The 20698-nt window shown below is 73.7% G+C and carries 23 protein-coding genes; 12 read left to right on the top strand and 11 right to left on the bottom strand.

The window, feature by feature from the left end; translation table 11 throughout:
• On the top strand, positions 1-1537 hold a 1537-nt coding region (locus ACXJKG_RS09140), incomplete at its 5' end, for an SbcC/MukB-like Walker B domain-containing protein (RefSeq protein ID WP_456845448.1).
• A 50-nt stretch (positions 1538-1587) separates the two neighbouring features.
• Here ACXJKG_RS09140 and ACXJKG_RS09145 read toward each other — a convergent pair.
• Together ACXJKG_RS09145 and ACXJKG_RS09150 are read right to left on the bottom strand one after the other, a co-directional pair.
• Positions 1588-2004: a hypothetical protein gene (locus ACXJKG_RS09145; protein ID WP_456845449.1), complete on the bottom strand. Its 417-nt coding sequence runs from the start codon at positions 2002-2004 to the stop codon at positions 1588-1590.
• A gap of 135 nt (positions 2005-2139) precedes the next feature.
• Positions 2140-3564: a multidrug effflux MFS transporter gene (locus tag ACXJKG_RS09150; protein WP_456845450.1), complete on the bottom strand. Its 1425-nt coding sequence runs from the start codon at positions 3562-3564 to the stop codon at positions 2140-2142.
• A 122-nt stretch (positions 3565-3686) separates the two neighbouring features.
• Between ACXJKG_RS09150 and ACXJKG_RS09155 the strand changes: the two genes are divergently transcribed.
• From ACXJKG_RS09155 to ACXJKG_RS09165, 3 genes are read left to right on the top strand one after another with little or no spacing between them, the layout of a single operon-like run.
• Positions 3687-4850, top strand: a complete 1164-nt coding sequence (locus ACXJKG_RS09155) for a GmrSD restriction endonuclease domain-containing protein (protein WP_456845451.1) — start codon at positions 3687-3689, stop codon at positions 4848-4850.
• Positions 4851-4875: 25 nt separating this feature from the next.
• Entirely contained in the window at positions 4876-5580 is a 705-nt protein-coding gene (locus tag ACXJKG_RS09160) for an LmeA family phospholipid-binding protein (RefSeq protein ID WP_456845452.1), read from the top strand.
• Positions 5581-5635: 55 nt separating this feature from the next.
• Positions 5636-6361 (top strand): M50 family metallopeptidase, encoded by a 726-nt coding sequence (locus tag ACXJKG_RS09165; RefSeq protein WP_456845453.1) that lies wholly within the window; start codon positions 5636-5638, stop codon positions 6359-6361.
• Positions 6362-6372: 11 nt separating this feature from the next.
• On the opposite strand, the gene ACXJKG_RS09170 is transcribed toward ACXJKG_RS09165, so the two are convergent.
• Genes ACXJKG_RS09170 through ACXJKG_RS09180 form a run of 3 tightly spaced genes read right to left on the bottom strand, consistent with a single transcriptional unit; the run spans position 6373 to position 7606 of the window.
• Positions 6373-6921, bottom strand: a complete 549-nt coding sequence (locus ACXJKG_RS09170) for a GNAT family N-acetyltransferase (RefSeq protein WP_456845454.1) — start codon at positions 6919-6921, stop codon at positions 6373-6375.
• Positions 6918-7163, bottom strand: a complete 246-nt coding sequence (locus tag ACXJKG_RS09175) for a zinc ribbon domain-containing protein (RefSeq protein ID WP_456845455.1) — start codon at positions 7161-7163, stop codon at positions 6918-6920. Before ACXJKG_RS09175 ends, ACXJKG_RS09170 begins: the two co-directional genes overlap by 4 nt.
• On the bottom strand, positions 7160-7606 hold the full coding sequence (locus ACXJKG_RS09180; RefSeq protein ID WP_456845456.1) for a MarR family winged helix-turn-helix transcriptional regulator: 447 nt from the start codon (positions 7604-7606) through the stop codon (positions 7160-7162). The genes ACXJKG_RS09175 and ACXJKG_RS09180 overlap by 4 nt, the downstream gene beginning before the upstream one ends.
• A gap of 68 nt (positions 7607-7674) precedes the next feature.
• Between ACXJKG_RS09180 and ACXJKG_RS09185 the strand changes: the two genes are divergently transcribed.
• Complete coding sequence (locus tag ACXJKG_RS09185; RefSeq protein ID WP_456845457.1) at positions 7675-9189, top strand: N-acyl-D-amino-acid deacylase family protein; 1515 nt, start codon at positions 7675-7677, stop codon at positions 9187-9189.
• Positions 9190-9236: 47 nt separating this feature from the next.
• Positions 9237-9626, top strand: coding sequence for a RidA family protein (locus ACXJKG_RS09190; RefSeq protein WP_456845458.1), 390 nt, complete (start codon positions 9237-9239; stop codon positions 9624-9626).
• On the opposite strand, the gene ACXJKG_RS09195 is transcribed toward ACXJKG_RS09190, so the two are convergent.
• Both ACXJKG_RS09195 and ACXJKG_RS09200 read right to left on the bottom strand, forming a co-directional pair.
• Positions 9627-10838 (bottom strand): alanine racemase, encoded by a 1212-nt coding sequence (locus ACXJKG_RS09195; protein ID WP_456845459.1) that lies wholly within the window; start codon positions 10836-10838, stop codon positions 9627-9629.
• Positions 10835-11527, bottom strand: a complete 693-nt coding sequence (locus ACXJKG_RS09200) for an HNH endonuclease family protein (RefSeq protein ID WP_456845460.1) — start codon at positions 11525-11527, stop codon at positions 10835-10837. The genes ACXJKG_RS09195 and ACXJKG_RS09200 overlap by 4 nt, the downstream gene beginning before the upstream one ends.
• 112 nt (positions 11528-11639) lie before the next feature.
• On the opposite strand from ACXJKG_RS09200, the gene ACXJKG_RS09205 reads away from it, so the two are divergent.
• The 3 genes from ACXJKG_RS09205 to ACXJKG_RS09215 are packed head-to-tail and all read left to right on the top strand — an operon-like array spanning position 11640 to position 13268.
• Positions 11640-12050 (top strand): MerR family transcriptional regulator, encoded by a 411-nt coding sequence (locus tag ACXJKG_RS09205; protein WP_456845461.1) that lies wholly within the window; start codon positions 11640-11642, stop codon positions 12048-12050.
• 36 nt (positions 12051-12086) lie between these two features.
• A complete protein-coding gene (locus ACXJKG_RS09210) occupies positions 12087-12500 on the top strand; it encodes a ribosomal maturation YjgA family protein (protein ID WP_456845462.1) in 414 nt (137 codons plus the stop codon).
• A 30-nt stretch (positions 12501-12530) separates the two neighbouring features.
• On the top strand, positions 12531-13268 hold the full coding sequence (locus ACXJKG_RS09215; protein WP_456845463.1) for an MIP/aquaporin family protein: 738 nt from the start codon (positions 12531-12533) through the stop codon (positions 13266-13268).
• A gap of 3 nt (positions 13269-13271) precedes the next feature.
• Here ACXJKG_RS09215 and ACXJKG_RS09220 read toward each other — a convergent pair whose 3' ends face one another.
• Complete coding sequence (locus tag ACXJKG_RS09220; RefSeq protein WP_456845464.1) at positions 13272-13712, bottom strand: nitroreductase family deazaflavin-dependent oxidoreductase; 441 nt, start codon at positions 13710-13712, stop codon at positions 13272-13274.
• 121 nt (positions 13713-13833) lie between these two features.
• Between ACXJKG_RS09220 and ACXJKG_RS09225 the strand changes: the two genes are divergently transcribed.
• Positions 13834-14466, top strand: a complete 633-nt coding sequence (locus tag ACXJKG_RS09225; protein ID WP_456845465.1) for an LppU/SCO3897 family protein — start codon at positions 13834-13836, stop codon at positions 14464-14466.
• A gap of 52 nt (positions 14467-14518) precedes the next feature.
• Here ACXJKG_RS09225 and ACXJKG_RS09230 read toward each other — a convergent pair whose 3' ends face one another.
• From ACXJKG_RS09230 to ACXJKG_RS09240, 3 genes are all read right to left on the bottom strand, one after another.
• Positions 14519-14698: an antitoxin gene (locus ACXJKG_RS09230; RefSeq protein WP_456845466.1), complete on the bottom strand. Its 180-nt coding sequence runs from the start codon at positions 14696-14698 to the stop codon at positions 14519-14521.
• 32 nt (positions 14699-14730) lie between these two features.
• Positions 14731-16116, bottom strand: coding sequence for an MFS transporter (locus ACXJKG_RS09235; protein WP_456845467.1), 1386 nt, complete (start codon positions 16114-16116; stop codon positions 14731-14733).
• A 109-nt stretch (positions 16117-16225) separates the two neighbouring features.
• A complete protein-coding gene (locus tag ACXJKG_RS09240; protein WP_456845468.1) occupies positions 16226-18451 on the bottom strand; it encodes a glycoside hydrolase family 3 N-terminal domain-containing protein in 2226 nt (741 codons plus the stop codon).
• A 132-nt stretch (positions 18452-18583) separates the two neighbouring features.
• Here ACXJKG_RS09240 and ACXJKG_RS09245 point away from each other — a divergent pair, with 132 nt between their 5' ends.
• Together ACXJKG_RS09245 and ACXJKG_RS09250 are read left to right on the top strand one after the other, a co-directional pair.
• Positions 18584-19864: an alpha/beta fold hydrolase gene (locus ACXJKG_RS09245; RefSeq protein WP_456845469.1), complete on the top strand. Its 1281-nt coding sequence runs from the start codon at positions 18584-18586 to the stop codon at positions 19862-19864.
• A gap of 91 nt (positions 19865-19955) precedes the next feature.
• Positions 19956-20432, top strand: coding sequence for an SRPBCC family protein (locus ACXJKG_RS09250; RefSeq protein WP_456845470.1), 477 nt, complete (start codon positions 19956-19958; stop codon positions 20430-20432).
• Positions 20433-20698: the final 266 nt, after the last annotated feature.

The following is a 20698-nucleotide window of genomic DNA, read 5'->3' on the forward strand; positions in this document are numbered from 1 at the left end:
GGGCGTCGAGCGCGACCTGCGCGCCGCCCGGATCGCCGGCCTCGCGGGGGAGATCGCCGCCCGGCTCGACGACGGCGACCCATGCCCGGTCTGCGGCTCGGCGGAGCACCCGGCCAAGGCCGTCCTGGCCGCCGACCACGTGTCCGCCGAGCGTGTCGAGCGGGCCGAGGCGGAGCGCGCTGCGGCCGAGGCCGGGCTGGCCGCCGCCGCCGAGCGGTGCAGCGTGCTGACCGAGCGTGCCGACGCGCTGCGTGCTCGCGTCGGGTCGATCACCGCCGAGGCGGCCGCGACGTCCACGGAGGTGGCGCGTGCCGCCGTTGCCGGGGCGCGGGCGGCCGAGGCGGACGTCGCCCGACTGGCACCCGCCCTCGACGGGTTCGACGCGCAGACGCGCGAGCGGGAGGGCGAGCGCGCCGCTGCGGTCGCGCGCCTCGCCGGGGATCGCGCGGGGCTCGAGGTCACGCGGCTGGACCTCGACGCGTCGGAGGCCGAGGTCGTGACGGCGCGGGCGGACCACCCGACGGTCGCTGCCCGGCACGCCGAGCTGCTCGAGCGCGCGGCCGCCTCGGCGTCGGTGCTGGACGCCCTGGCCGAGCAGGACGCGGCGCAGGAGGAGGTCGCCCGGCGGCAGGCCGAGCTGGCCGAGGGCCTGGCCGAGCACGGGTTCGACTCCGCGGAGGCTGCGACCGCGGCCTCGGTCGACGCGGCCGTCCTCGCCGAGCTGGACCGGATCGTCACGGCCTACGCGACTCGGCTGGACCGCGCCACCGCCGGGCTGGCGGAGCCGGCCATCGCCGCGCTCGACGACGACCTGGTGGTCGACCTCGACGGCGCGACGACGGCTGAGGCGACGGCTCGGGCCGAGGCCGCTCGGACCGCGGGGGAGGCGCGCGTCGCCGAGGAGTGCTCGACCGCCGCGTCGGTGGCGGCGGACGGCGTGCTGGCGGCCGCGACCGCGCTCACCGAGGCCGTCGAGGCCGCGGGTCCGGTGTCCCGCCTGGCCGACCTGACGGGCGGGGGCGGCGGGGACAACGCGCACCACCTCTCGTTGGCCACGTTCGTGCTGATGCGCCGCTTCGAGGACGTCGTCGCGGCCGCCAACGACCGCCTGCTCGTCATGTCGGACGGCCGCTACGAGCTGGTCCGCAGCGACGAGAAGGAGGACGTCCGGGCCCGCAACACCGGCCTGGCGATGCGCGTGGTCGACCACGTGACCGGGCACCCGCGCGACCCGCGGACGCTGTCCGGCGGCGAGACGTTCTACGTGTCGTTGTGCCTCGCGCTCGGCATGGCTGATGTCGTCACCGCCGAGGCCGGGGGCATCGACCTGGGCACACTGTTCGTCGACGAGGGCTTCGGCTCGCTCGACCCGCACACCCTGGACCAGGTGCTCGCCGAGCTCGGTCGCCTGCGCGCCGGTGGCCGGGTGGTGGGGGTCGTGTCGCACGTCGAGGCGCTCAAGCAGTCGATCGCCGACCGCATCGAGGTCCGGCCGACGCCCGAGGGTCCGAGCACCGTGTCGGTGCGCGCGGGCTGATCGGGCCGAGCGGACGACGGGCGCGGTCCGCTAGCGGCGAGCCGTCGCGGTCACCAGGCCCAGCCGCGGGAGGCCAGCTCGACCTCTTCTCGGAAGCGCTCGGCCGGGTCTCCCTTGGCGACCACCTGCACCTCGACGCCGGCCAGGTGGCACGCCTCGGCGAGCAGCTGGTCGTACGCGAGCTGCGAGGCGATGATCCGCTCCGCCCGGGCGAAGGTGTGGGTATCCAGCTCGAGCGACCGCACGTGGTCGGCAACGACCCCGAGCCTCTCCTGCACGCGGAGCGTCATGAACGGGTCGAACTCGGGCTTGCGCTCCCGACGCAGGTGGGCTGCCACGCGCTCGAGGCGTGCGGCCACGAACGTGCGCCACCGCGGCGGATCGTCGGGCGACGGGAACAGCTGCCAGATCGCCATGAAGACGAGCGCCGGGACGAAGAGGATGGCGAACATCAGCAGCCAGCGCATCGGGCGTCCTTCATCGAGCGTGTACCGCTCAGGCTAGGTCGCGAATGTGACCCACGCCACAACAATCTGTCGATGCCTGGTTGCGATGTGATGACGGCGCGCGGAAGCTCCGACGCGTGCCCGCCACGCGGCGGGTCAGCCGGGGCAGGGCACCGCATCGGACTCGACCTCGTGCCCGCGGCCCGGCTCTCCCCGGCTCGCGCTCGGCGCGGCCGCACGGACCTGCACCGAGGCGGCCGCGGCGCGCTCGCGGACGAGGGCCTCGGACTCGACACCCGCGCCGACGAAGGGGACGGGTGCGCGGTCGGTGACGGCACCCGTGACCGAGGCCGCCGCGACGACGAGCTCGGCCTCGGCGACCGGACCGCGTGCCCACGACCGGCGCACGGCCACGAGGAGGATCGAGGCGACGACGATCACCCCGGCCATCACCGCGGCCATGGTCACGGGCGTCGGCGTGCCGCCGAGGCTGGTCAGCGGTGCGATGAGGGCGCCCAACCCGAACTGCAGGGCGCCGAGCAGGGCGGCCGCGGACCCGGCGCGGTGCGGGTTGGACGCGAGCGCGATGGCCGGCGCGGACGGCAGCACGAAGCCGGCGGTGCCGAGGGTCAGCACCAGCAGCACGGTCACGGGCCAGAACGGGGCGCCGAGCAGGGTCGTCGCGAAGAGGGACAGGCTGAGGACCAGGCCCGCGGCGACGGCGCCGGACAGCACCTGCTCGGGCGTGAACCGGCCGACGAGCGCGCCGTTGACCTGCGACCCGGCCGTGATCGCGACGGCGCCGGCGGCGAACACCCAGCCGAACTGCTGCGGCGACAGGCCGTACCCGTCCTGGAACACGAAGGTGGACGACGCGACGTAGGTGAACATCGCCGAGAGGTAGAACGCGGACATCAGGGCCAGCCCGAGGAACGGGAGGTCGGTGATGAGGTCGCGGTACGTGCGCAGCGCGGCCCCGGTGCCGCCGGTCCGGCGGAGCTCGACCGGGAGCGACTCGCGCAGCGCGAACGAGGCGATGACCAGCAGCGTCGCGCCCGTGGCGGCGAGGAACACGAAGATCAGCCGCCACGAGCCGACCAGCAGCAGCTGGGCGCCGATGGTGGGCGCGAGGATCGGGGCGACGCCGACCACGAGCATCAGCCGCGCCATCACCTTGGAGACGGCGAGGCCCTCGTACTTGTCGCGCACGATCGCCATCGAGATCACCATGCCGGCGGCCGCGGTGAAGCCCTGCACGAACCGGAGCGCGGTGAACGCGGTGATGTTCTGCACGAGCGTGAGGCCGACGGAGACGAGCACATACACGGACAGCGCACCGAGCAGCGGGCGGCGCCGGCCGAAGGCGTCCGAGATCGAGCCGAACAGCAGCTGACCCAGGGCGAGGCCCGCGAGGGAGGCGGCGATGGTGAGCTGCACGGCCGCGGCGGGCGCGTGCAGGTCGGCCGCGATCTGCGGGAACGCGGCGAGGTACGTGTCGAACGTCAGGGGGCCGACGGCGGTGAGCGCCGACAGCAGGAGGACGAAGCCGACGCTCACACGCGTCGCGGGGATCCGGGCCATGCCAGACCCAAGGTTGCGGGGCGCAAGCATCTTCCCGAGGTGTCCAGCACGTGGGACGGATCACGTCCCGTTCGCGACCTACGTCCGTCACGGGCGGTCCGCGACGTGCCGATACTCAAGGGGTGACGGGACCGACGGGCGACGCGTGGTGGGACGACGACCCCGTCGTCGACCCTCCGGCCCAGGAGCCCCCGACGCGGTCGCGCCGGGCGCCGGCCCGGATCCTGGTCGTGGTCGCCCTGGTCCTGGCGTCGCTGATCGGCCTGGCGTTCGTCGTCCGCGCCGCCGTCGCGCCGCCCGCCAAGGACGCAGCGGCACCGACGGCGTCGGCCTCGCCGACGACCGAGCGGCCGAGTCCCACCCGGACCAGCATCCCGAGCCCGAGCCCGAGCCCCACGGACCCGACCACCGCCCTGCCCACGCCCGAGCCGGCTCCGCCCGCCGACGCCGCGCAGTCTCCGACGGCGCTGGCCACCGTGGCGCTGCTCCCCGTCAAGGGCCGCGCGCCGAAGACCGGGTATGACCGGGACCTGTACGGCCAGGCGTGGAAGGACGTGGACCGCAACGGCTGCGACACCCGCAACGACATCCTCCGCCGGGACCTCACAGACCAGGTGCTCAAGGCCGGGACCAACGGCTGCGTGGTGGCGTCGGGGACGCTGCAGGACCCGTACTCGGGCACGGCGATCGCGTTCGTGCGCGGGCAGGACACCACGACGGCGGTGCAGATCGACCACGTCGTCGCGCTGTCGGACTCGTGGCAGAAGGGCGCCCAGCAGTGGGAGACCGGCAAGCGCGAGGCGTTCGCCAACGACCCGCTGAACCTGCTCGCCGTGGACGGTCCGCTCAACATGCAGAAGAGCGACGGGGACGCGGCGACGTGGCTGCCGCCGAACCGGGCGTACCGCTGTCCGTACGTGGCGCGGCAGGTGGCCGTGAAGTACACCTACGGGCTCTGGGTGACGCAGGCGGAGCAGGACGCGATGGTCCGGGTGCTGTCGACGTGCCCGACCGAGCCGTTGCCCGTGGGGTCGGCGGTGCCGCCGTCGGCGGTGGCCGAGCCGGCGCCGGCGGTCGTCGTGCCCGCGCCGCCCGCGGTGGTCGCGCCGGCACCACCGGCGGTCGTGGAGCAGCCGCCCGCGGCCCCGGGCGCCGTCACCGGGCCCTTCCAGAACTGCACGGAGGCCTGGGCCGCCGGCGCCGCGCCCGTGCACGTCGGCGACCCCGGCTACGCGCCGAAGCTGGACCGGGACAACGACGGGATCGGGTGCGAGAGGCGCCCGTGAGCCGCGAGGCCCTAGCGTGAGGCCCGTGAGCGGACGCGGTGTGGTCGTGGGAGTCGTCGCGGTCGTCGTGCTGGTGGGCGGCGTGTTCGTCGCCGACCGGGTGACGGAGGCGACCGCCGAGCAGCGGGTGGCCGACGCCATCGAGCAGAACCTCGACGGGGTCGTCGGCACGCCGACGATCGAGATCGGCGGGTTCCCGTTCCTCACGCAGCTGCTGTCGGGGTCGCTGAACGACGTCTCCGGCCAGGTGGACGGGGTCACGCTCGAGGGCATCAAGGCCACCGACGTGACCGTGGAGGCCCAGGACGTGAGCACGTCCGAGCCGTACACCCTCGGCACGGCGACCATCGAGGCGACGCTGCCGACGGCGTCGATCGAGCAGATCGTCAAGGACAAGTCCCAGCTCGACGTCACCGTCGCGGTCGACGGGACGTCGCTCAAGGCGTCGGGCAAGGTGCTGGGCCTGACGCTGGCGGCCAACCTGGTGCCGCGGGTCGAGGACGGCAAGCTGCTGGTCAACGTCGAGGACGTGCAGATCGCGGGGCTCACGGTGTCCGTGGACGACCTGCCGAACGCGATCGGCAAGCGGCTCACCGACGTGGAGATCCCGGTCAGCGGGCTGCCCGAGGGCCTGGAGCTGTCGGGGGCGACCGTGGTGGGCACCGGCGTCCGGATCACGGCCACGGGCACGGACGTGGTGCTCCCCGCCGAGGCTCCGCCCGCTGGGTAAGGTCCGTGCAGCCCGACCGTCCGGTCGGACGACGACGGACCGGAGGACAGTGCCCGTGGACTGGCTCGGCGACGCCTGGCACGACCTCACGACGCCGCAGCCGGTGCCCTCGAGCACCGCGGTCCTGACTACGGCCGGGGCGGTGCTGCTGGTCCTCGTGGTGCCGACCGCGTGGCACGTCGCCCGGCACGGGCTGACGATCGTGCACGAGGCCGCGCACGCGGGGGTGGCGGTGCTCGTCGGCAGACGCCTGTCCGGCATCCGGGTGCACTCCGACACGTCGGGCCTCACGGTCTCGGTGGGCAAGCCCAGGGGTCCGGGCATGGTCGCGACGGCCGCCGCGGGGTACGTCGGGCCGGCCGTGCTGGGCGTCGGCGCGGCGTGGCTGCTGTCCCGCGGGTACGCGGTCGCCCTGCTCTGGATCCTGCTCGTGGTGCTCGTGCTCGTGCTGGTGCAGATCCGCAACTGGTACGGCCTGTGGGCGGTGCTGGTGACCGGCGCGCTGCTGGTCGCGATCACCGTCTGGGGCTCGGCGACCGTGCAGGGCATCGCCGCGTACGCGATGACGTGGTTCCTGCTGCTCGGCGCGCCGCGCGCAGTGCTCGAGATGCAGTCGGAGCGCCGACGGGCCCGTCGCCGCGGCGTCGCCGACACGTCCGACGCCGGTCTGCTGGCCCGCCTGACCCACCTGCCCGGCGGCGTCTGGGTGGTCATCCTGCTGCTCGTCTGCCTGGCGGCGCTCGCCCTCGGCGCGAGCTGGCTGATCGGGCTCCAGCTGTAGAGGCTGCAGCTCTAGAGAAGGACGTACCGCATGATCGGCCGCTCCGGCGAGCGTCTGGCCACCTCGGCGAACCCCGCGGCGGCGAACGTCGTCGCGTAGCCCATGCTGGTCGCGCTGGGCGAGACGGCGCCGTCGAGCGGGTACGCCTCGACCGCGGGCGCTCCGGCGGCCCGTGCGAGGTCGAGCGCCCCGGCGATCAGCGCGGACATCACCCCGTCGCGGCGGTGACCCTTGCGCACGTAGAAGCAGGTGATCGCCCAGACGGGCACCTCGTCGACGCGGCGCACCCGCCACTGCTGGTCGAGCGCGGGGACGTCGTCGCGCGGGGTGACCTGGCACCAGCCGACCGCGACGTCGTCCCGGAAGGCGAGGAGGCCGGGCGGAGGGCCGGTGACGACGATCTCGCGCAGGTCCGCGCGGTTCTCCGCCGCGGGCCGGCGGCGGTAGGACGGCCCGATCCGGTACGCCATGCACCAGCAACGGGCGGCCGGTCCGCCCGCGTCCAGGAGCTCCTCGAGCGCCGGCCAGCGCTCGGGCGTGAGGGCGACTACCGTTGTCACACCGAGCGGCCGACGACGCGCGGGTGGTCCTTCCACGCCGGTAGCGTCGCCATGTGGGCGAGCGTCTCGGCCTCGAGCTGCTTGCGGGGGGCTGACGGGTTGTGGCGCGCCTGCCAGCCGACCATCCGCTCGAACCGCTCGTCGAAGGCCTGCAGGTTGCCGTCCGCGTCGGTGCAGTACGCGCAGTACCGGCCGGACTCGATGGGCATGCCGCAGCTGTCGCAGTGCAGGTCGTGGCTCATGGTCGTGCTCCTTCGTTGAGGGCTTCCAGGGCGCCGACGAGCGCGGTGCGCTGGTCGGGGGAGAGGCGCGCCGCCGCACCGGCCAGCAGCTCGGTGGACAGCACCTGGCGCTCGCGGTCGAGGGCGTCGAACCCGGTCGGGGTCAGCCAGACCAACGTCCGGCGGCGGTCGACGGGGTCGGGCTCGCGGGCGAGCAGGTCCTTGGCCTCGAGCTGGCTGACGATGTCGCTGACCACCGACTGCGCGCGGTCGAGGTGCTTGGCCGCCTCGCCGACGGTGAGCGGACCGGTGTGCGCGAGGTGCAGCAGGACCGCCCGGGACGCTCCCGACATCTGCGCCCGCTTGCCGTCGCGGCGGTGGAAGCGCAGGTAGGCCTGCTGGAACGCCGCCTCGAACGCGCGCGCGAAGGCCTGCGGGTCGTCGGCGGGCGTCGGTTCGGTCATGACGATCACGGTGCTCCGCGGCGAATCCATCGTCAATCCCGATGCGTTCCAGCGGGCATGATCGACCGGTGATCCTGGTGCGCGGTGGGGTGCTGGTGGGCGACGAGCCGGTGCGGGCGGACCTGCGGGTGGTGGGCGACCGCATCGCGGAGATCGGTCCGGACCTGCCGGTCGACGGTGCCGACGTCCTCGACGCCGACGGCCTGCTCGTGCTGCCCGGCTTCGTCGACGCGCACGCGCACGGCGACGCGGCCGTGCTCGACCCGGACGTGCAGGCGGCGCTGACCCACCAGGGCGTGACCACGGTCGTGCTGGGCCAGGACGGCGTCTCGTTCGCACCCTCCCCGGCGGGGTCCGGGGCGTCGGAGTACGCCGAGCGGTACTTCGCCGCCATCAACGGCTCCCACCCGACGTTCCGCGGCGGGTCCGTGTCCGACCTGCTGGGCACCTACGACCGCACGACGACGGTGCACACGGCGTACCTGGTACCGCACGGGACCCTGCGGTACGCGGTCATGGGCGCCGACAACCGGCCCGCGCGGCCCGGCGAGGTCGCGGCGATGGTGCGGCTGCTCGAGCAGGGTCTCGACGACGGCGCCCGGGGGATGTCGACCGGGCTCGAGTACGCGCCCGCGTCGTCCGCCGACCGGGACGAGCTCGTCGCCCTGTGCGCGGTGCTCGCACGCCGGGGCCGCCCGCACGTCTCGCACATGCGGGGCTATGAGGACCGCGCACCGGCGGCGCTCGCGGAGCTGCTCGACCTGGCCCGCGCGACCGGCGTCGGCACCCACGTCTCGCACTACCACGGGCCCGCCGGGCGCCTGGGGCCACTGGTCGACGACGCCCTGGTCGGGGGGCTGGACCTGACGTTCGACGCGTACCCGTACCTGCGCGGCGCGTCGATCCTCGCGCTGGTCGCGCTGCCCGACTCGCTGCCGCTGGCCGACGCCGACCGGACGCTCGCGCTGCTGGCGGACCCCGCTGTGCGCTCGCGGCTGCCGGCCCGGGACGAGGTCTGGCCGCGCGTCACTCTGGCCTGGGTCCCGGGGCTGCCCTGGGCCGAGGGTCTGTCGCTGCTCGAGGTGGCCGGCCGGCTCGGCATGACCCCCGCCGACGCGGCCCTGCACCTGCTGGTCACGACGAACCTGCAGGTCGGCTGCGTGTTCGACCAGCCGCCCACCAACTCCGACGAGTCCATGCGCGCGCTCCTGCGCCACCCGGCCCACTGCGCCGGGTCCGACGGCATCTACGGCGGCGGCCACCCCCACCCGCGCGGCTGGGGCACGTTCGCCCGGCTGCTCGGTCGGCATGTCCGCGAGCTGGGCGACTGGGACTGGCCGACCGCGGCCCGGCACCTGTCGACCACGGCCGCCCGACGGTTCGGGCTCGACGACCGCGGCTCTCTCGACGTCGGGCGGCGCGCGGACCTCGCGGTCGTCGACCCCGCGACCGTCATCGACAACGCGACGTACGAGGACCCGCGCCGGCTCGCCGCCGGCGTGCACGCCGTGCTCGTCGACGGCGTCCCGGCCCTCCGGGACGGGCGCCTCACCGGCGCGCTCCCCGGGCGCCCGGTGCGCTGAGAGGGAGACTGGTCCCCGTACCGCTCACCACCTCGAGAGGCAGTGCGATGACCCGCGAGAAGATCAGCACCCCCGACGCACCGCAGCCCGCGGGGAACTACTCGCAGGGGATCCGGCTGGGCAACCTCGTGTGGACCGCGGGCTTCGGGCCGCAGGACCCGGTGACCGGCGCGATCCCGGAGTCGGTGGCCGACCAGACCAGGCAGGTGCTGCGCAACGTCGAGGCCACGCTGGCCGCCGCCGGCCTCGACCTCGGCGACGTGGTGAAGACGACCGTCCACCTGGCCGACCTCGCCGACTTCGCGGAGTTCAACGAGGCCTACGGCGAGTTCTTCCCGTACCCGAAGCCGGCGCGCACGACCGTCGGATCGCAGCTGGCGGGGATCAAGGTCGAGATCGACGTCGTCGCCGGGCGCCTCACGTCGGACGACGACTGATCAGAACCACGTGGTGACCACGTCGACCACCCGGTGGTCGGCGTCCAGGACCGGGATCGCACGCCACTTGTCGAACGCGGTGCACGGGTGCGAGATGCCCAGCTCGAGCAGGTCGCCCACCTGCAGGTCCGTCCCCGAGCCCTCCAGATAGGCGTGCTGGTCGTTGGTCCGAGTGACCGTCCAGCCGGTGATGTCGACCGGGTCCTGGTCCGGGCGGTGGCGCCGGAGGGGGACCGGGAGGCCCGAGTCGTAGGGGACGTCGCGCTTGCCGGCGCCGACGAGCGCCAGACCGTCCTCGGGGGTCGACGACACCTGCGCCCAGACCCGCAGCGCCGGCCGGAGGTCACCGACGATCCGGGCGAAGGGCGTCGACGCCACGTAGGTGCCGTGGTCGTGCGTGACGTACGAGCCGGACCGCAGGATCGTCGTGCTGGGGACCCCGGCGACGTCGGTCCCGCCCAGCACGTCGGCCACCGCGTCGAAGTACGCGGACCCCCCGGCGGACAGCACGACGTGCTCGCGCAGCAGCCCGGCGCCGACGAGCATCTCGGCCACGGCCCGCACGGCGGCCAGGAACTCCCGCGCGGAGTCGACGTCGGGCAGCCCGCCCTCGTAGGCGCTCACCCCGGCGAGCTCGATGCCCGGCGTCCGGGCGAGGTGCTGCGCGACCGCGAGGGCCTGGTCTCCCGTGCGGACCCCGGTCCGACCGGCCGCGTGCCCGACCTCGAGCAGCACCCGGACCCGGCCGCCGTCGAGCGCCGCCGCGGCGATGTCCACCGCCTCGACCGAGTCGACGCAGAAGAGGATCTCGGCGTCGTCGACCGACGCGATCCACCGCAGCACGGTCGGGTCGAGCACCTCGTTGGCGACGAGCAGGCGCCGGACCCCGAACGAGTACGCGGCGAGCAGCTGGTTGCCGGTCGCGACCGTGATGCCCCAGGCCCCGGCGTCGAGCTGGGCGGCGAACAGCTCGGGGGACATGGTCGTCTTGCCGTGCGGTGCGAACGCGAGGCCGTGCTCGGCGGTGAACGCGGCGAGCTGGGCGATGTTGTGCGCGAGCGCGTCGGCGTCGAGGGTCAGCGCCGGCCAGGTCAGCGCGCCGTCGAACAGCGTGTGACCTGCGGCGACGAACTCGGACCGGGTCACCGGCGCGGGCGCCCAGACGCCCTTGGTGGTCGGGCCGAGGAGGAGGGGCGGGAGGCGCAGGCTCATGGTGACCTCACGGTACCGACGACGCACCGGCCGAGCTCACGGTCCAGCGCGTCGTGCTCGGCCCGGGTGACCCACAGGCCGTAGGCCGACTTCACGCGGACCTGCCGCAGCGCGTAGACGCACCGGTACCCGCGGTTGGGCGGCAGCCACGTGGCCGCGTCGCCGGCGCCCTTCTCCTGGTTGGCCGGGCCGTCGACGGCGAGCAGGTTGGCCGGGTCGTTGGCGAACTCCTCGCGCACGGCCGGCGTCCACGCCTGCGCGCCCGTCTGCCAGGCGTCGGCGAGGGCGACGACGTGGTCGATCTGGACGTCGGCGGACGCGGGCCCGCGGGCGAAGGGGATGGGGACGCCTGTGTACGGGTCGTCGAGCGTGCCGCTCAGCACCGCGCAGCCGTCGAGCACGGTCTCCGTCAGGTCGCGCCGCAGCACGTCGTTCCGGGTGTCGCAGCCGTTGCGGTCGACGTCGGCCCACGGCTGCCCGAACCGCTCCCGCGCGTAGCCCGTGGTGGGCGCCCGGCCCCGGACCGCGAGCGCGTCGAGTGACGCCCGGCCCGCCGCGAGGTCGTCGGCGGTGACCGCGTACCGCGCGGCGACGCGCGCCTGCGACCAGGCGGGTGCGCCCGCGCCGAGCATCACGCAGACCGCGAGGGCGACGAGCCACGGCCACGGTGATCGCCGCCTGTCGTCCACGGCCCGAGGGTGCCCGGACCCGCCGGTGCGCCGCGGATCGCCGTGGGGACGCGGAGGTCTGTGCGCGGCTCGGCTTGACTTCGAGCGCACTCGAAGAGCAACCATCGGGGCCATGAGCGTGATGGTGGAATCGGGAACCCCGCGGGCTGACGTCTCCCTGAGCATCGCCGAGGCGGCGCAGGTGACCGGTCTGACCACGCACGCCCTGCGCTACTACGAGCGGGACGGGCTGCTACTCGACACGGTCGACCGGGCGTCGTCGGGCCACCGGCGGTACTCGGAGGTGGACCTCGGCTGGATCCGCATGGTCACGCGGCTGCGGGCGACCGGGATGCCGATCCGCGAGGTCCGGCAGTACGCCGACCTGGTCCGGGCCGGCGACGGGAACGAGGACCAGCGGCTCGCGCTGCTGCGGGCGCACCGCGACCGGGTGCGGCTCGAGCTGGTCGAGGTGGCCGCCCACCTGGACGCGATCGAGCTGAAGATCGACCTGTACGAGCGCACGACCGACACGTCCGCCTGACAGGACCTCCGCACGCCGGCACCTACGGTCGGCGGTGTGCCAGAGGAGCTGATGTCGCCCGTGACGAGCACGGACGGGCGCCGGCGTGTCCCTCGGCTGGTCGCCGCGCTCGTCGCCGTCGGGCTCGTCGGGCTCGGGATCGCGGTCAGCCGCGTCGACGCCACGTTCGCCGACCCCCTGGGCGACGCCGTCTACGCCGCGTTCGTCTACGCCCTGGTGGTCGTCGCCGCGCCCCGGGCGAGGCCGCGCACGGTCGCCGCGGTCGCCCTCGGGTTCTGCGTGCTGGTCGAGCTCGCGCAGCTCACCGGGATCCCGGCGCGGATCGTCGACGCCGTGCCGGTCGCCCGGTACGCGCTGGGCACCACGTTCGCCGCCGTCGACCTGCTCGCGTACGCGGTCGGCGTCGCGCTCGCGGCCCTCGTGCACCGGGCCGGTGCTGTGCCACGCTGACGGTCCGGGGAGCGACGAGCGGGGGGCCCGATGGATCCGTCCTACAGCCTGGGCGTGCGGCTGGCCTGCGAGTTCATCGGCACCGCGATCCTCATCATCCTGGGCAACGGCACGGTCGCCAACGTCCACCTCAAGGGCTCCAAGGGGTACCGCGGGGGCTGGTCGCTGATCGCCATGGGGTACGGGTTCGGCGTGATGATCCCGGCGATCATGTTCGGCGGGATCAGCGGCAACCTGATCAACCCGGCGTTCACGCTGGGCCTGGCCACGTGGGGGCTCTTCCCGTGGTCGGAGGTGGCGCCGTACATCGTCGCCCAGATGCTCGGCGCGATCGCGGGCCAGTGCGCCATCGTCGTGACCCACAAGCCGTACTACGACCAGACCACGGACCCCGAGGACATCCTCGCGACGTTCTCGACGATCAACGCCGCCCACTCGCGCCTGAACGGGTTCCTCAGCGAGCTGCTCGGGTCCGTGATCCTGTTCTCCTGCGCCCTGGCGATCGTGCACTCGCCGCTGACCGCGAACGAGCCGGCCGTCGCGCACCTCGCCCTGGGCTTCCTGGTGTGGGGCCTCGTCGCGGGGCTCGGCGGACCGACCGGCCCGGCGCTCAACCCCGCGCGCGACCTCGGACCCCGCATGGTCCACGCGGTGCTGCCGCTGAAGAACAAGGGCTCGTCGCAGTGGGACTACGCGTGGGTGCCGGTGGCGGCGCCGATCCTCGGCGGGGTCATCGGTGTCGGGGGCTGGTACCTGCTGCTCGGCTGAGACTCAGTCGTCCGTCGGCTCCAGCACGAACACCGGGATGAGACGGTCTGTCTTCGTCTGGTAGCCCGCGTACGCCGGCCACACCTCGTTGGCGCGCGCCCACCACTCGTCGCGCTCGGCGCCCGACAGCTCGCGCGCGACGTAGTCCTTCTTCACCGGGCCGTCCTGCAGCTCGACGTGCGGGTGCTCGACCAGGTTCCGGTACCAGGAGGGGTTCTCGGGGGTGCCACCCTTCGACGCCACGACCGCGTACCGACCGTCGTGCTCCACGCGCATGAGGGCCGTCTTGCGAAGCGTGCCGCTCGACGCGCCGAGGGAGGTCAGGACGATGACGGGCTTGCCCTTCAATGTGTTGGCCTCGGCGCCGCCGGTGCGCTCGTAGGTCTCGGCCTGCTTGCGGGCCCACGCGGACGTGCTCGGTCGGTACTCCCCTGTCAGTGGCATACCGGGGTGAACCGCTCGGCCGGGTACACGCATTCCCGCCGAGCCTCAAGCAACGGCCCCGGGCAACCGATGAGTGGTCGTCACAGAGCGTGCTCAGCGCTCGCACAGATCGGAGATCGCCGTGAAGTTCAACCCGCCCCCGAACTGGCCGCCGCCCCCGGAGGGGTTCACGCCGGAGCCCGGGTGGACGCCCGACCCGATGCTGCCCGCGCCGCCGCCGGGCTGGCAGCTGTGGGTCGAGGACAGCGTCCCGCTGGCGGGGGAGTCGACCAACGCTGCGCGACACCACAAGCAGGCTGTCACGTCGTTCTGGGTCGGCATCGCGTTCTTCCTCGGCGGAGCCATCTCCACGGTCGTGACCTCGAACTCGACCACCGGCGTCTACTGGTACGGCGGCATGATCTTCGGCGTCGCGTCGCTGGTCAGGGCGTTCACCGCGTACCGGTCGTCCCGCAAGGAGGGGGCCCCGGCGATCAAGGGCGGGGCCAGGGCGGTCGCGATCGTCGGTCTCGTGCTCGTCGTCGGGTCCGGCGTCTCCGCCGCAGCCGCGTTCTTCGGGCAGGAGACCCTGTCCGACACCGCGGGCTCGTGCTGGCACATCGACGGCGACGACAACGCGCTCCTGGTCTCGTGCGACGACGACCACGAGTACAAGGCCGTCTCCGAGGTCGACGACCCGGAGCAGTGCCCGGACGAGATGTACCTCGAGGGCGAGGGCGAGTCGTCGTCCGTGCTCTGCCTCCAGGAGGACTGACCCGCACGACGATGCTCCCGGTCCGGGGACCGGGAGCATCGTCGTGCCCGGGCTACTTCTGGTCGTCCAGGAGGCTCTTGGCCTTCTCGACCACGCTGTCGACGATCCCGTCCTGGCCGTCGCTCGTCTTCGCCTTGACGGCCTCGCCGGCCTTGTCGAGCGCGTCCTTGGCCTGCTCCTCGTGGCCGTCGAGCAGGTTCTTCGCCTGGTTTGCCAGATCCTCGATACCCATGGCACCGCCCTTCCGTCGGTCGAGTGGACGACTCAGTCTGCGCCCGCCGGCGAGGCCGCGCCCGGCGTGGTGACGCCGTGCTCGACGGTGGTCCGCGGCATCGCGGCGGACGCGGCGACCAGCCCGACGGCGACCACCGCGACGGCCGCGAACGCCACGGTCACGGCGTCGCCGAAGAGTGCGGGGTCCTGCGCCGGGCTCTCGCCGTTCAGCAGGGCGTTGACCAGGGCGCCGAGCGCCGCGACACCGACGGCGCTCCCCATGGACCGTGAGAACAGGTTGGCGCCCGTGACCACGGCCCGGTCGCCCCAGCCGACGCTCGACTGCGCGGCGATGAGGCTGGGCGACGCCACGAGCCCCATCCCGGCGCCGGCGACGAAGCACGCCAGCCCGACGGCGAGCACCGAGGGGTGCATCGACGCCAGCACCAGCCCCACGGTCCCGAGGACCACGACGCTGGACCCGATGAGCATGGTCGTGCGGAACCCGAACCGCAGGTACAGCCGTCCCGACTGCGACGCGGTGATGGGCCAGCCGATCGTGAGCGCCGCCAGGGTCAGGCCCGAGGTCAGCGGAGAGACGTCGAGCAGGGCCTCGAGGAACGACGGCACGTACGACGTGAGCCCGATGAGGATGACCCCGACCCCCACCGCCACCAGGGCGGAGGCGCGCAGCAGGCGTCGCGAGAACACCCACAGCGGCAGCACCGGCTCGGCCGCGTGCTGCTCCACGCGCACGAAGGCCACCAGCAGCAGGAGGCCGACGACGATCGCGCCGATGCTCGGCAGGGAGACCCACTCCCACGCGTTCCCGCCCTCGAGCAGGGCCAGGATCAGCAGGCTCATCCCCGTGGTGAGCAGCGCGCCGCCGGCCCAGTCGATGCGGTGCCGGGTGCGCTCGACGGTCTCGTGGAAGTAGCGGACCAGCAGCCAGGCGGCGGCGAGGCACAGCGGGACGTTGACGAAGAAGATCCAGTTCCAGCTGAGGAACTCGGAGAACAGGCCGCCCAGCGTCGGCCCGACCACCGACGACACGGCCCACACGCTCGCGATGTAGCCCTGCGCCTTGGCCCGCTCGGCGACCGTGTAGATGTCCCCGGCGATCGTGATGGCCATGGGCTGCACGGCCCCCGCGCCCAGCCCCTGCACCGCGCGGAACGCGATGAGCGCGGGCATCGACCACGCGAACCCGCACAGGACGGAGCCGAGCAGGAACAGGCCGATGCCTAGCAGGATGATCGGCTTGCGCCCGATGGTGTCCGCCAGCTTGGAGTAGATGGGGACGCTCACCGCCTGCGTGAGCAGGTAGACGGAGAACAGCCACGGGAAGCTGGTGAACCCGCCGAGGTCCGCGACGATCGTCGGCACCGCGGTCGCCAGGATCGTGGCGTCGATGGCGACCAGGCCGGTGGTCACCATGATGGCGACCAGGATCGGGCCGCGTTCCGTGCGGAACCCGACGCCGGTGCCCTGGGCGGTGCGCGCGCTGGTCAGGAGGGCCTCCAGAGGGGTAGGCCACCAGGATGCGTCAGCGCGTGAACCGGAGCCAGTTGATGTTCACCAGATCGGCCGCCGACGACGACGAGGCGCGCAGGTAGACGCGGTGCACGCCCGTCGGTCGCTGCGACGTCGGCGACGTCCGCGTGACCCACTGCTGCCAGCCGCCGGTCGAGGACGTGCCGAAGCGCGCGAGCAGCGGACCGCTCGGGGTGTCGAGGCGGACGTCGAGGTTCCCCGTCACGGTCGCGGCCGACGCCAGCCGCACGGACACCGCCGACGGGCCGCCGGCCTCGAACGAGACGTCGAACCAGCCGACGAAGTCGCCGTCCGCGACGTGCCCGACCGCCTGCCCGCAGCCGACGTCGGTGCAGCGGTCGACCTGCGTGCCGCGCTGGTCGTCGTAGAACACGGCGCCGATGGTGTCGTAGGCGCTCTGGGTCGCCGGGAAGCCGAGCCCGTAGCCGAGCGGGAACAGGGGTGTCTTCCCGTCGCCGGGGTTGATGGGCTGCTGCGCGGAGTCCACCATCCACGTCATCGGCAGCGTGCCGGTGGGCGCGCGCGCCCCGAACAGCACGTCGGTGATCCCGTCGCCCTGCGTGCCCGGCAGCCACGCCGCGACGGCGGCCCTGACCCCTCCCAGCTCCTGGTCGATGTCGAGCGGCCGGCCGCTGACCAGCACCAACGTCACCGGGACGCCCGCTGCCTCCACCCGATCCAGCACGGCCCGGTCGGTCGGCGTGAGGCGCATCGAGCCGGTGTCGTCGCCCCAGCCCTCGGCGTACGGCTTCTCCCCGACGGCGACGATCGCGCTCTGGTACGAGCCGTCGATCCCCGTGCCGTCGCGCGAGTAGGTGACCGTCGTCCCCGCGCTCACCGCCGCACGGACCCCCTCGAGGATCGTCGTGCCCGGCATCGCGTTGCCCGTGGTGCCCTGCCAGCCGAGGGTCCAGCCGCCCGACTGGAGACCGACGGAGTCGGCGGCGGCACCGACCACGGCGACCTTGCTCGCGCTGCGGGGGAGCGGGAGCACGCCCCACTCGTTCTTGAGCACGACGACCGACTCGCCGACGGCCCGCCGCGCGAGGGCCCGGTGCGCGGCCGAGCCGACCTGGCCCAGCAGCGACCGGTCCGCGAACGGGTGCTCGAACAGCCCCTGCTCGAACTTCTTGCGCAGGATCCGGCTCACCGCGTCGTCGATCCGGCTCATGCCCACGCCGCCCTGCTCGACCTGCTGCCTGAGCAGGCCGTGGAAGTGGTCGTAGTCGTCCGGGACCATCACCAGGTCGACGCCCGCGTTGATCGCCGTGCGCACGTCGTCGCCGCTCAGCGAGGTGCCGTCGCCGTCCAGGTAGTCGACGCCGCCGTAGTCCGACACCACGATGCCGGTGAAGCCCAGCTCGCCCTTGAGCACGTCGGTGAGCAGGTAGCGGTTGCCGTGCATGAGGGCGCCGTTCCAGCTGGAGTAGCTGACCATGATCGTCCCGACGCCCCGGTCGATCGCCGCCCGGAACGGCGGCAGGTGGATCGCCCGCAGCTGGGCCTCGGTGACCTCGGTGTTGCCGCGGTCGTCGCCCCCCGTGGTGCCGCCGTCGCCGACGAAGTGCTTCGCCGTGGCGAGGATGCCGGCGCCCTGCTCGCCGGTGATCTGCGCGCCGGCCAGGGCCGACACCCGGGCCGTGTCCTCGCTGTACGACTCGTAGGTGCGCCCCCAGCGGTCGTTGCGGGCCACGGCGACGACCGGCGAGAAGCTCCAGTCGATGCCGAGCGCGTCGACCTCCTGCCCGACCGCTCGGCCGACGTCCTGGACCAGCGCGGGGTCGTTCGTGGCGCCGAGACCGATGTTGTGCGGGAACACCGTGGCGCCCGGCAGCTGGCCGACGCCGTGGACCGCGTCGATGGCGTAGATCATCGGGACGCCGAGCCGGTTGGTCAGCGCCGCCCGTTGGAAGCCGTCGTACATGTCGGCCCAGCCGGTCGGGGTGTTCGTCGCCGGGCTGCCGCTCCCCGCCGAGAACCCGGCGCCGATCCGCCCGTTGGCCAGCCCGTCGGCGGTCACCCAGCGTCGCTCGATGAGCGTCATCTGGCCGATCTTCTCGTCGAGCGTCATGCGGCCCAGCAGGTCGGCCACCCGGACGCTCACGGGCCTGGTCGGGTCCTTGTACGGCGGGGGGTCCGCGGCGGCGGCGCCGGTGGCGACCGGTCCCGGGACCAGCGCGAGGAGCAGGACGACGGGCAGAAGTCGGAGCGCGCGCATGGCAGGCCATCCCTCGACAGCGCCCCGGTGCGCGGTACCCCTGCGGGGCGTCGTCGGCCCGAACCGCGCGGTCGGAGTGCCTCGTTCGAACCTACTCGGAGCCCTCGCGGCCGCAACCCTAGGCTGGCCCTCATGGCCTACGCGATGACCGGTTTCACCGTCCGTGACCACACCGTGCAGGTGCCGGTCGACTGGGAGTCGCCGGACCGGTTCGGGTCGATCGAGGTGTTCGCCCGCGAGCTGGTGGACCCCGAGAAGGCTGCCGACGACCTGCCGCTGCTGCTGTTCCTGCAGGGCGGACCGGGCGGCCAGGGGCCGCGGCCGCTGGGCGGTGGCTGGATCGCCGAGGCGCTGAAGAAGTACCGCGTGATCCTGCTGGACCAGCGCGGGACCGGGCGGTCGTCGCCGGTGGACGGTCGCGTGATCAGCGAGTTCACCGACGCAGCGCAGGCCGCCGACTACCTCGCGTGCTTCCGCGGGGACGCGATCGTCGCCGACGCCGAGCACCTGCGCGCCACCGTGTACGGCGGGCGGCGGTGGGCCACGCTCGGGCAGTCGTACGGCGGGTTCCTCACGCTCACGTACCTGTCGCAGCACCCATCGGCGCTGACCCGCTGCTTCGTCACCGGAGGGCTGCCGCCGGCGACCGTGACGGCCGAGGACGTGTACGCGGCGACGTACCGACGCCAGGCCGCGCGGAACCGGGAGCTCGCCCGGCTGCACCCGGCGGACGTCCCGCTGCTCGGGCGCCTGGCCGACCTCGCGGCGGACTCCGACGTCACCCTGCCGACGGGCGAGAGCCTCACCGTCGAGCGCCTGCAGCAGCTGGGGCAGGCGCTCGGGATGAGCACCGGGATCGACGAGGTGCACTGGCTGCTCGACACGGCGCTGGCCACGGACGGCTCGCTCTCCGACGGCTTCCTCGCGTCCGTGGCGCAGCACACCTCGTTCGCCGGCGGGCCCCTGTACGCCGTGCTGCAGGAGGTCATCTACCACCAGGGCACCCGCGAGCCCGGCTGGGCGGCGCAGTCCGAGCACGACCGGTGGCCGTCGTTCGCCGCGTCCGCGCGGCCTCTCCAGCTGACGGGCGAGGCGATCTTCCCGTGGATGTACGCCCAGCACCGGCCGCTGCAGCCGTTCCGGGGCGCCGCCGAGGAGCTGGCCGCGCGGACGTCGTGGCCGGCGCTGTACGACCTCGACCGGCTGGCCGTCAACGAGGTGCCCGTGGCGGCGGTGCAGTACTACGACGACCCGTACGTGGACCTCGACCTCGCCCTGGCGACCTCCGTCGGCAACCTGCAGGTCTGGATCACCAACGAGCACCTGCACGACGGGCTGCGGGTGGCCGGCGAGACGGTCCTGCCGACGCTGTTCGACCTCGCGGCCGGCAAGGCGCGGGTCACGGGGCGCTGACTCCGGTTCCGTACCTGCAATTTGATGGTTGCACATCGCCCGTCGGCGGCTTACCGTGATGCAACCTGATAGTTGCAGAATGGAGAACGTCATGAGCGAGAAGGACTTCACGACGACCTACACGGTGGACCAGACGCCGGACGAGGTATTCGCCGCCGTCACCGACGTCCGCGGCTGGTGGGTCGACGCCATCGAAGGGGGCACCGCGGAGCTGGGCGACGAGTTCGTGTTCCACAACGAGCCCATCCACGTGTCCCGGCAGCGGCTGACCGACGTGGTGCCGGGGGAGCTGGTCGAGTGGCTGGTCCTCGAGGCGGAGCTGAGCTTCGTCGAGGACAAGGCCGAGTGGACCGGTACGCGGATCCGGTTCGAGATCACGCCCGAGGGCTCCGGCAGCCGCCTGCGGTTCACGCACCTCGGGCTGGTGCCGGCGCAGGAGTGCTTCGAGATCTGCCACAACGCGTGGAGCTGGTACATCAACGTCAGCTTGCGCCGCCGGATCACCACGGGCACCGGCCTGCCCGGCCAGGTCCCGGCCGAGGCGCTCGAGGTCCCGGTCTTCGCCTGACGAACCGCCGCCGAGCGCGGCCCTGCGTCACCGAGCGCGCCTCCAGGTCGGCGAGCGCGCCTCCCTGCATCACAGAGCGCGCCCTCCCGTCGGCGAGCGCCGCCGTGCGTCGCCGAGCGCGCCTCCCCGTGGGCGAGCGCGGCCCCCCGTCGGCGAGCGCGGCCCCCAGGAGGGCGCGTTCGGCGACGGGAGGGCGCGCTCGGGGACGGGCGGGCGCGGTCGGGGTCAGGGGCGCGTGCCCGGGCGGGCGCCACCTCCGCCGGGGC

The organism is Cellulomonas sp. P5_C6, from assembly GCF_054049635.1.

Excerpts from the sequence above, each read along its gene's own strand:
- ACXJKG_RS09145 (WP_456845449.1), bottom strand. The coding sequence starts at position 2,004 with ATGCGCTGGCTGCTGATGTTCGCCATCCTCTTCGTCCCGGCGCTCGTC.
- ACXJKG_RS09150 (WP_456845450.1), bottom strand. The coding sequence starts at position 3,564 with ATGGCCCGGATCCCCGCGACGCGTGTGAGCGTCGGCTTCGTCCTCCTG.
- ACXJKG_RS09175 (WP_456845455.1), bottom strand. The coding sequence starts at position 7,163 with ATGAGCCACGACCTGCACTGCGACAGCTGCGGCATGCCCATCGAGTCC.
- ACXJKG_RS09180 (WP_456845456.1), bottom strand. The coding sequence starts at position 7,606 with ATGACCGAACCGACGCCCGCCGACGACCCGCAGGCCTTCGCGCGCGCG.
- ACXJKG_RS09190 (WP_456845458.1), top strand. The coding sequence starts at position 9,237 with ATGACCCGCGAGAAGATCAGCACCCCCGACGCACCGCAGCCCGCGGGG.
- ACXJKG_RS09195 (WP_456845459.1), bottom strand. The coding sequence starts at position 10,838 with ATGAGCCTGCGCCTCCCGCCCCTCCTCCTCGGCCCGACCACCAAGGGC.
- ACXJKG_RS09205 (WP_456845461.1), top strand. The coding sequence starts at position 11,640 with ATGAGCGTGATGGTGGAATCGGGAACCCCGCGGGCTGACGTCTCCCTG.
- ACXJKG_RS09215 (WP_456845463.1), top strand. The coding sequence starts at position 12,531 with ATGGATCCGTCCTACAGCCTGGGCGTGCGGCTGGCCTGCGAGTTCATC.
- ACXJKG_RS09220 (WP_456845464.1), bottom strand. The coding sequence starts at position 13,712 with ATGCCACTGACAGGGGAGTACCGACCGAGCACGTCCGCGTGGGCCCGC.
- ACXJKG_RS09230 (WP_456845466.1), bottom strand. The coding sequence starts at position 14,698 with ATGGGTATCGAGGATCTGGCAAACCAGGCGAAGAACCTGCTCGACGGC.
- ACXJKG_RS09235 (WP_456845467.1), bottom strand. The coding sequence starts at position 16,116 with ATGGTGACCACCGGCCTGGTCGCCATCGACGCCACGATCCTGGCGACC.
- ACXJKG_RS09240 (WP_456845468.1), bottom strand. The coding sequence starts at position 18,451 with ATGCGCGCGCTCCGACTTCTGCCCGTCGTCCTGCTCCTCGCGCTGGTC.
- ACXJKG_RS09245 (WP_456845469.1), top strand. The coding sequence starts at position 18,584 with ATGGCCTACGCGATGACCGGTTTCACCGTCCGTGACCACACCGTGCAG.
- ACXJKG_RS09250 (WP_456845470.1), top strand. The coding sequence starts at position 19,956 with ATGAGCGAGAAGGACTTCACGACGACCTACACGGTGGACCAGACGCCG.